This window comes from Youngiibacter fragilis 232.1 (genome assembly GCF_000495435.3).
Taxonomy (GTDB): Bacteria; Bacillota; Clostridia; order Clostridiales; family Clostridiaceae; genus Youngiibacter; species Youngiibacter fragilis.
The window spans coordinates 1-8,922 of sequence record NZ_AXUN02000059.1 but is presented as its reverse complement, the minus strand read 5'-3'; the positions used below and the strand labels follow the sequence as shown (position 1 = coordinate 8,922).

General features: G+C 41.6%; 5 protein-coding genes and 1 pseudogene. All 6 read right to left on the bottom strand.

The genetic code is table 11. The features are described 5' to 3' along the window. Positions 1 to 72 precede the first annotated feature (72 nt). Positions 73 to 3,807, bottom strand: coding sequence for a recombinase family protein (locus T472_RS04175; RefSeq protein ID WP_023387791.1), 3,735 nt, complete (start codon positions 3,805 to 3,807; stop codon positions 73 to 75). Between the two features lie 135 nt (positions 3,808 to 3,942). Further along, on the bottom strand, positions 3,943 to 5,607 hold the full coding sequence (locus T472_RS04170) for a recombinase family protein (protein ID WP_023387792.1): 1,665 nt from the start codon (positions 5,605 to 5,607) through the stop codon (positions 3,943 to 3,945). Further along, the gene (locus T472_RS04165) at positions 5,604 to 6,746 is read right to left on the bottom strand and encodes a recombinase family protein (protein ID WP_242864761.1); all 1,143 of its coding nucleotides are present in this window, start codon (positions 6,744 to 6,746) and stop codon (positions 5,604 to 5,606) included. The genes T472_RS04170 and T472_RS04165 overlap by 4 nt, the downstream gene beginning before the upstream one ends. Then, positions 6,723 to 7,213, bottom strand: a pseudogene (locus T472_RS20190) (recombinase family protein); the annotation flags it as partial. The pseudogene T472_RS20190 and the gene T472_RS04165, both read right to left, overlap by 24 nt. A gap of 267 nt (positions 7,214 to 7,480) precedes the next feature. Further along, positions 7,481 to 8,470 carry an N-acetylmuramoyl-L-alanine amidase gene (locus T472_RS04155; RefSeq protein WP_023863340.1) on the bottom strand — a complete coding sequence of 330 codons (990 nt, stop codon included), beginning with the start codon at positions 8,468 to 8,470 and terminating at the stop codon, positions 7,481 to 7,483. After that, positions 8,457 to 8,873 carry a phage holin family protein gene (locus tag T472_RS04150; RefSeq protein WP_040906637.1) on the bottom strand — a complete coding sequence of 139 codons (417 nt, stop codon included), beginning with the start codon at positions 8,871 to 8,873 and terminating at the stop codon, positions 8,457 to 8,459. Before T472_RS04150 ends, T472_RS04155 begins: the two co-directional genes overlap by 14 nt. Between the last annotated feature and the right edge of the window lie 49 nt (positions 8,874 to 8,922).

Genomic DNA, 8,922 nt, shown 5'->3' with positions numbered 1-8,922 from the left:
AACTATTCTGACACATAGGGCAACCAAGAAATCACCTTTAATAAAGCTATCTTGGTTGTTCCAGTTATCCTCTTAGATTGATGTGTATCTCTGATGCCTATTCATAACATCTTCTGGTATGGTGAACTTCAGCTTTCCTTTCTTCATCAAAGGTCTTATCACCAATTTCCTGAAATAGCTATAAGACACCTCTTTTCTCTCACACATGAAGGCATGTAAATCAGAGTAGCTCTTCGGTTCCTTACAAAATTCCAGCAGCTCTTTAACTTCCGGCCCCTCAAGAAAAGCCTCTTTTTCTTCTGCCCTTTGTTTATCCTTCCACTTTATAAGAAGCTTCTGAAATGCGCTGTATTTAAAGTCAATGAACCACTGGATCCCGAGGCTTAGTTCGTAGACGATCCTTCCATCGCTATAAAGCTGTGCACTCCTTACTATTCTTTCAAAAATATCTTCTCTGAAGTAGATCTCTTCACCGTGGCCTATTCCTTCATTTCTTTTTACTCGAGCGTCATCAATGGTTTCCAGCTTCTTTAGGAACCATTCAAGCTCAGCTTTAAGATCCTCAACCTTTGCCTTTCGGTCCCTAAACACCTTTAATTCCTCTTGAAGATCCACAATTTTCTCTGTGAGCTCATCAACTTTCCTGGAGTCCTGACCTTTTTTATTGAGCTCCTGGTCTACCGCATTATAAAGCTCTCTGTTAAGATCTTTGATTCGTTTCTCTATGACTTTGATTCTCCACTCTTCCTTTTCATCTACTTCTTGGGTTCGAATATAGGTGAGCACCTCATCTTTGAAAGAACGATGCTTTTTAATATCGAGAAGAGTCTTCATAAAATGCAGCTCCAGGTGCTTCTGATATACGCTTGTGGACTTACACGAGTCCACCAAGAAAGACTTAGCGGCTTTTGTGCAGATCCAGGAATGAATCTCATTAGAGCTCTGGATGCTCCTTCTATGGCCTATTTTACTTCCACATTCTCCACAGGTAAAAATATCTTCAAGAGAAGCGTTTTTCATTTTGTCTTCAGGATAAGTTATGGACTTTTTATTCTCATATTTTTCCCTTCTGGCTTCTAGTACCTTCTGGACCTTTTCCCAGGTCTCATTGTCAACAATGGCTTTATGATGATTCTCTATGAGATACTGTGGCAGTTCTCCTCGATTCATTACCACCTTCTTCTCGATCGTGTCCTTGATATAAGCCTTTTGATAAAGGTAGTTACCCCTATAGATTTCATTTCTCAAGATATTTCTAATGGTTTGAAGATGCCACTGCTCGTTGCCGCCAGGACCCTTTATCTTCTCCATGGAGAGCTCCTTTGTGATTTCATGAATACTCTTTCCACTTAGGAGCATCCGATAAATTCTTCTAATGATCGTAGCTTCTTCTTCAACCACCTCCCATTCACCTTTTCTGACCGTTCTATATCCATAAGGTGCAACACTTGGGTTTACTATCCCTCTCTCAGCATATCTCCGTTTTCCCCAAGCCATGGCTTCTCCCATGTTTACGCTCTCTTCCTGAGCGATACTTCCAAAAATAGAAATCATCAGCTCACTCTTCTCATCTTTTGTATGAATATTCTCTTTCTCAAAATACACATAAACTGGACTTGGCAGCGACTTCAGCATCCTGATCTGTTCCAAGCAATCTAATGCGTTTCTGCTAAACCGTGAGATTGACTTGGTTAAAATCAAGTCCACATTCCCGGCTTTACATTCTTCGAGTAGTTTGAGAAATTCTGTACGGTTTTTCATAGAACGCCCTGATATACCTTCATCGGCATAGATGCCTGCATATTCATATTGGGGATCCTTTAGAATCAGATAAGTGTAATAGGCTACTTGGGTTTTCAAGCTTACCTTTTGTTCTTCTGAATCTGTTGAGATTCTGCAGTAAGCAGCAGTCTTAAGTCTAGGTTTGTTAATACTTGCCGTGTGTACTGAAGCATTTTGCATCATCATATTTGCACTCAGGCTCTTGTGCAAATTCTTCATAATATAGTCCCTTTGCCCGGGCTCAATTTTGATAATTTCTGCATTACTGTTTAAGTTCAATTCAAGCTCCTCCTTTCCCGTAGAATTATTTTCTGGTTGATTACTATCTTCATTGTTTGAACTTGCACTCTTGCTTAAGAGATCAAGTTCTCCTTGTCCTTCGGTGGTTTCACTAATGTGGTTGACTTCAAATTTGGCCCTCCTGCTCGTTTCTTCACCGGACTCGTAACTCTTACTATTTCTATCCTTCACAAGATGATGCTCGCAGCTTCCTATCTCAGTTTGAGTTCCGTCAATCCACTGCACTAAAAAGTCATCTCGTGTATAAACAGTCATCTCGGAAACCCAAGCTCGCAATATTTTAGTGGTGACCTGAGCGATAAAAGAATCCAGCGTCTTGTTTTTCTTTAACCACTCCACTGCATCGATTCTGATGTACCTGTCATCCTCAATTTTCGCAATCTTGCTTTCAAAAGTGCGGTATTCTTCTTCCATTTTTTCTATGCTAATAGCTGAATATCTATCTGAAATGGCCTGCTGCCTTTTTACGATTTCAATTTCAGTGATAAACTTTAGCCTATGAAACTCAAAGTGATCATTTTGATTGATGACCTGGAGTTCCTTCAGCAGTTTTAGTACTATGTCTTCATCGGTGAAGTCATATTTTATATACATTGCCCTCATCATCATTTCTCGAATATCCGCATCCCGATAAAGTTCAGAATCACAGACCCCCATGATTTTAGGGCTACACTTAAAGTGATGAGAAGCTCTATTGTGAATTATGGTAAAACTGTATCCACATCTTCCGCAAAGTAGCCGACCAGACATGTGGTTCTTCTCTCGCTTCTCACTGGGCTTTCTTTCCTTCGTATTGGCCTCAAGCTTCTTTTGAACAAGATTGAAAATATCATTGCTGATGATCGGTTCGTGAGTGTTTCCTATAAAAACCTGATCCCGTTCACCGCTATTAACTTTGTTCGTAAATAAATCTCTTTTCAGTTCTCGTGTAAGCTTGTTACCGGTGTAGGTGACGTTGGATAAAATATGCTTTATCATGCCGCCTATCCAGACATCCTTCCCTTTGGCTGTTTTCACTCCAGCTTCTGTTAGCGCCCTTGCAATATCAGTGAACGTCTTCCCTTGAAGGTACTGTTCATACATCATTCTTACGATTTTTGCTTCATCTTCAAGAACAATCAATTGGGAATCATCCCCTGCATGGATGACTTTGTATCCATATAAGCGGTTGAACTTTGGGATACCCTTTAGAAACCTTTTCTCATAACCCCACATCGTAGAGTTTGAAATAGTTTCTATCTCTTCCTGTGCCAGCGCAGCATAAGTGCTTAAGAGGAATTTATTGTACTCTCTTGAAGTATCAATATTCTCTTTCTCAAAATAGATGCCCACACCGATAGCTTTCAGTTGATTGATTATATCCAGTAACTCCTTGGAATTTCTGGAAAACCGTGAAATATTCTTTGTTAGAATCAGATCAACCTTACCTTCTTCAGCATGACGGATAATCCGCTGGAACCCTCTTCTCCCACTTGCCATGGCTGCACTTATGCCATCATCGTAATAAACCCCTACAAATCTCCAATTCGGCTTACTTTTGATAAAATGAGTATAGTGATGCACCTGGTTTTCCAATGACCGGAGTTGTTCCTCCTCTTTCATGCTTACTCTGCAGTAGGCCGCTACTTTAATCCCTGGTTCTGGGCTATCCAGTGGACTTTTATGTCTTTCATTGATGGGATTCCATAAAGTCTGAACCCACATCCTTTTATCGTTATCTTTCAATAAAAAAACTCCTTTCATCAGTGTTTTCTACCTATAAAGAGATAGTTATAGGTATGTTCACTCTGTCCCAGAGATATTGCAAGTTCTTTCTCTGGTTTGAAAGGAGTTTTTTATTCTATTTAATTTTTCTAGGATTTACTTCGGCCTTTTTGCTGTTACTGTGCGTTTAGCGCCACATTTGAAGATGAACTCTACTTCATGGTCTTTATACACAATGACTCTTTCGATGGTTTTCACAAAGGTCTCTGAGTTGAACTTGGTGTCCACCTTCGGCACCAGGTAAAGGTAGCCAATGAGCATCTCCAGATTCTTCTGTAGATAAATGCTCTCTTGCTTATTTTTATAAAGGCCGTCGTGCTCCATCTGGAGTATTTCCTGCTCGTATATCAAATGCCTTAAGTTTGCTTCATAAAGTGGATCATGGGTTGCCATCTCTCTTTCTGACAGTTGGCTTATCTGGTCCGATACTCGATCAATTTGGTTTTCAAGCTCTTGAAGTCTTGCTTCTTCCACTTCCGTTAAAGAGCATTCATCCACTGCTTCATTTACATCAGCAATCAAGTTCTCTTTATCCTGTTTTAGCTCATAGAGCACTTTCATGAACTCAATTTCTAAGGAAGCCTCCCAAACGTACTGGCTGTTGCAGTCCTGGAACTTCTTGTCCCTTTTGCAGGCCGCTCTGCAGTGCCACGTTGTAAAATAGTACTTCTGCCCTTTCCTAGTTGAGGTCATTCGCCTTCTGGTTACTGGCCTTCCACACTCCCCACAAAATAGTCTGTTTGAAAAAGGAGAAATGCCGCTGTAGCACATGCGGTACTTTTCATCCGGATCCCTTAGCATTTTGTTTCTTCGATCCAGCTCCTCCTGGACCGCATACCAGTCCTCTTCTGAAATAATAGCTGGATGGGTGTTTCGAATGAAGTACTGGGGTTGATGGTCTTTGTTCCTCACTCGTTTGTGTGTTAGAAAATCCACAGTGACAGATTTCTGTGCTAGGCAGTGGCCCATGTACTTTTCATTTCTCAGTATCTTATAAACCGCATCGCTGGTCCAGGTCTTATTGCCTCTTGCAGTCTTTAGCCCTTCCTTTGTAAGGTTCTTAGCGATGGTTGGTGTTCCTCTTCCATCAAGAAGGTCTTTATAGATTCGCCTTACTATTTCAGCTTGCGCTTCATCAATGAATATCTCCCCTTCTTCATCGGTGTCATATCCTAAGAAGTAGGTGGTTGGAATATGCGGCTTCCCTTGAGAGAATCGCTTTTGAACGCCCCACTTGGTGTTCTCACTGATGGATCTGGATTCTTCCTGAGCCATGGATGAAAGAATAGTCAAAAATAGCTCACTCTTACTATCCAACGTGTCCAGGTTTTCTTTCTCAAAATAAATGCCGCAGGGCTTGGGTAGGTTCTTTAGCATTCTCACTGTCGATAAGCAGTCCAGAGTGTTTCGTGCAAAGCGGCTGATGGATTTGGTGATGATGTAATCAATCTTTCCGGCTTTTGCATCCTCAATCATTTCCAGAAATCCTGCACGGTTTTTTGTGGAGGTTCCTGTGATACCCTCATCCGCAAAAACCTTGTAAAGCTCCCAGGCAGGGTTTTGCTGAATATAATCTGTGTAGTACTCTACCTGCAACTCATAGCTGCCGCTTTGATGTTCTTCCATGGTAGATACCCTTGCATAGGCTGCTATTTTCTTCTTTTGCCCGTCATAGTTTTCTACATTCCTGCTGGTTCTATGTCGGGCCGGGATAACTTTAACCCTTGAGTTGGATACTGACCTTGTCTGGTTTATACTCAATACACTTCATCTCCTTCCTTTATTTCAATCTCCGTTTCATCTCCGTTAATCCAGGAGATGGTAAATAAAAAAGGTGATACCGCTTTTACACGGACCACCCATCCTCTGAGAAACTCTATACTGTTTTTTGCGACTTGTAGTTCTACTGCTGGTCTTGGTTTATCTTTGATTTCTATTAATGTTTCTAAGGCTTTCTTTCGGTGAACGTCATCTTCATCCACCAGCTGCCACCAAAATTCCTTCATGGCGATTTGCTTTTCAATTTCATTTCGCTTCTTTGTAAACTCTTTTGTATCCTCACATTTAAAGATGGCATTATTCTCAAGCAGAAGCGCTCTCTCAAGCTCCAGACGCAGCTGATTTTGCTGAGCATCTCGAATAGAAAGAGCACTCTGCAGCTCCTTAATCAAATTTATTACTTGCCGTCTTCCGGTGGTTTGATCGTTCTCGTAGCGCTGGCTGAATCCTTTTCGGATTGCTTTCATAATATTTTCTTCTTTGACACCCTTCATGGTGCATAGCTTGTTACTTATGGTCTGATGGCCACAGCGCCATGTAACAATGCCTCTGCAAACATAGCGGTGTAGGTTGGAACCGCAGTCCCCGCAGACTAATCTTCCAGATAAGGGATAGGATTTTCTAGGCCCTCTCTTTACATTAGTTTTGTTTTCAGCGATTCTATCTCGAACCGCATCAAAGGTCTTTTTATCAATAATGGGTTCATGATTGTTCTTTATTAGAAACTGGTTTCTCTCACCAAGATTTTTTACGGTCTCATGGCTGAGGTGATCCTTGGTATAGGTTTTTTGGCAAAGCACATCACCTGTGTAACGCTCATTTTGCAGCATGTCTCGAATGATAGATGTTGACCATTCTGTTCGGCCATTTGCTTTCTTATATCCTTTATCGATAAAGATCTTTGCAATTTCTTTGGTGCTATGACCTTCAAGAAAAAGTTGGTAAGCTTCCTTAACAGTTGCAGCTTCCTCTTCCACTACAATCCATGGGATATCCTTCTCTTTTTTATATCCAAGGATCCTGCTAAAGGTGGCTTCACCTTTCTCATAACGCTTGGTGTTTGCCCATATAATATTGGACGATGTGCTTCTACTCTCTTCCTGAGCCACTGCTGCAAGCATGGTCAAAATAAACTCACTTTGCATGTTGCTGGTGTCCAGGTGCTCTTTTTCAAAAACTACGTTTACCCCAGCGCTGCCAAGTGCTCTAATGGTGTTAAGGGTGTCCGTAACATTTCTAGCAAAACGGGAGATGGATTTACAAAGAATGGTATCAATTTTCCCTTCCATGGCATCTCTGACCATTCTGTTAAATCCCCTCGATTCTCAATCCTTGTTCCGGTCTTACCCCTATCCGAGTAGATCCCTGCAAAATGCCATGCTATATTGGATCTGATGTAGTTTGTATAGTGAATTGTTTGATTTTCTAATGACTCTTCTTGGGGGTCGGTTAATGAACTTACCCGGCAGTAGCTGGCCACTTTAGGTTTGCTTGGACTTGCCTTAAGTGCTGAAGTGCCTGACTCACCATAAGAAGCGTTATGAATTACCGTTACTGTTTGTGCATCAGAAAAGTCTCTTAAATTCATGTTGTCTGGACTTAATGTGTTGTGCACTGTTTTACCTCCTTTCGATAAATTTATCCCCGATTTGCAGTCATGTCCTTTGGTTCACTCAATCTGCAAGTTTAAAAAATATATCCCGCAAACCCTTGGTATCAGGGCTTTTCGCGTTTTCGGGGTCATAGTATATATCACTCAGAAGGCCTCTAATAGCAAGGATTACTTTGATAAAAAGGATAAAAAAAGAGCCGATGCTAAGTGGATAACATCGACTCCGCACATTCAATTTTTCTCTTAATCATATTTCATGTAGGCATCAAATCCTGACTGTTTTAGTCTTGCCATCAGCGCTTCTGCATTCTCTTTCTTGCTAAAGGCACCAACCTGAACCCGGTAATACTTCTGATCTCCCTTTGGCTCAGGTTCTGCTTCTACACCTTTGCTTATGATAGCTAAGAGGTCTTTGTCCACCCAAGTCATAATCCCAGGAGAATCATCCCATTTTTCTTTACTGATCTTCTTGCCAAGAAGGACACAGGCTTTGCCACCTTTAATCACAGATTTTCCATTAAACTCAGTTTGTGTGATTAAGTGATAAGCCCCCTTGACCCAATTTGGGATTGTAGGCCCACCAGGATAGTAGCGAGTCGCAGGAGCCTTGATCTCCACAATATCCCCTGCATTAAAATCCTCTTCTACATTCGGTGAATCCTTTGACTCAAGTGCTTTCTTTACTGCAGCTCGAAAGGTATCCATACTCTCTCCATGTTTTGGAAACCAATGTCCCACATCGGAGTGATTTGATGCGATCCCTTTCTTGTTTCCTTCTGCATGACTGAGAATATCTTTTTCCGTCAGGCTATAAAGCTTACAAAGATACACACATAGTTCCACAGCATTCTTCCAGGCTGCTCTAAAGTAAGCTTCATTTTTCTTCACATCGTAGCCAACCATGGTAGAGCCACCAGAATAAGAAAATCCACCCGGCTCGCAAATTTCAAAACCGATGTGGGTGTTATTCGCATCTCCTCCGGTATGCCATCCTCTATGATTCCAAGGAAGATACTGCCAGACTTCTTTATCGTCTAAGAAGGCATGGACACAGACCTGGCGATTGATCTCGCCAGCCTTGTAAGATTTATTCCAACGACTGAACCAGTCAGCGGCCATCACACCAGGTGTGGCAGTGGAATGGACCATGATGCCTTTGGGTACAATCTTTCTTCCTGCTGTATAGCAATCATTTCTGGTCATGAACTTCGATTTTAAATTACTTAGTCCCATCTTTGTCTCCTCCGTCTTTTAGCTGCTCCAGAATATCCCGCAGCTTTTCTGGAATAGGCAGTCCCAGTCTTGTAGCATTTTCAATGATGCTGATTCCTTCATTGGACAGATAAAAGAAAATCACTGCGGTTCTAATAGCGCTGCCATCCCCGATGATGTTCTGATCAATAATATGAGCCACCCCCACCAAAGAGAAAATCACCACTTTCTTAAAGATGCCCCGAGCACCTACATCGCTGGATAGATGCTTTTCCAGAACTGCACACATCACTCCCATTAAATAGTCCACTACTATAAAAGCGATCAGGGCATATAAAAATCCGTCGTATCCTCCGAGAAACCATCCGAGCCATCCGCCAATGGCGGCAAAGGCCATCTGTAGAAAGGTCCAAATGTCTTTCATGTTCATCTCCTCACTTTCTGTAAAATGTGTATTGTTACTGCTGACTTCT

Coding starts and splice junctions, on each gene's coding strand:
- T472_RS04150 (WP_040906637.1), bottom strand. CDS start 8,873: ATGAAAGACATTTGGACCTTTCTACAGATGGCCTTTGCCGCCATTGGC.
- T472_RS04155 (WP_023863340.1), bottom strand. CDS start 8,470: ATGGGACTAAGTAATTTAAAATCGAAGTTCATGACCAGAAATGATTGC.
- T472_RS04165 (WP_242864761.1), bottom strand. CDS start 6,746: ATGCTTGCAGCAGTGGCTCAGGAAGAGAGTAGAAGCACATCGTCCAAT.